The sequence below is a fragment of the Tropicibacter alexandrii genome (assembly GCF_003667315.2).
Taxonomy (GTDB): Bacteria; Pseudomonadota; Alphaproteobacteria; order Rhodobacterales; family Rhodobacteraceae; genus Tropicibacter; species Tropicibacter alexandrii.
In genome coordinates this window covers 1-395 of sequence record NZ_RCTZ02000068.1, presented here as the reverse complement: position 1 = coordinate 395, position 395 = coordinate 1, and the positions used below count along the sequence as shown (strand labels likewise).

Genomic DNA, 395 nt, shown 5'->3' with positions numbered 1-395 from the left:
CGCTGATGGATTGCGCCGGGCTGCCGCAGGGCGCGCTGGCCCATGCGGCCAGCGGGATGCATTTCCTCCGATTTGATGCGCCCAGCCCGCAGCAGGCCACCGTCTATCGCCCGCTTTTGTGCCTTGTCCTGCAAGGCGCGAAACAGGTCAGCGCGGGGGCGCACAGCCTGACCATTGCCGCGGGCCAATCGCTGATCGTCAGCCACGCGCTGCCGGTCGTCTCACGCATCACCGAGGCGCCTTATGTCGCGCTGGTCTTCCCGCTCGACCTCGACCTGCTGCGCGGCCTTGCAGCCAACGTGCCGACCGCGCGCGGCATGCGCAGCCACGACCCGTTCTCGATCACGCTATGCCCGACCGATCCGGCGATGCAAGACGCGCTGAACCGCTATCTC

Annotated in this window: 1 protein-coding gene; it reads left to right on the top strand. The window is 68.1% G+C overall.

Annotation, left to right across the window (positions count from 1 at the left end; translation table 11 throughout):
* A partial coding sequence (locus D8Z78_RS24385) for an AraC family transcriptional regulator N-terminal domain-containing protein (protein WP_164933092.1) occupies positions 1 to 395 on the top strand: 395 nt, incomplete at both ends.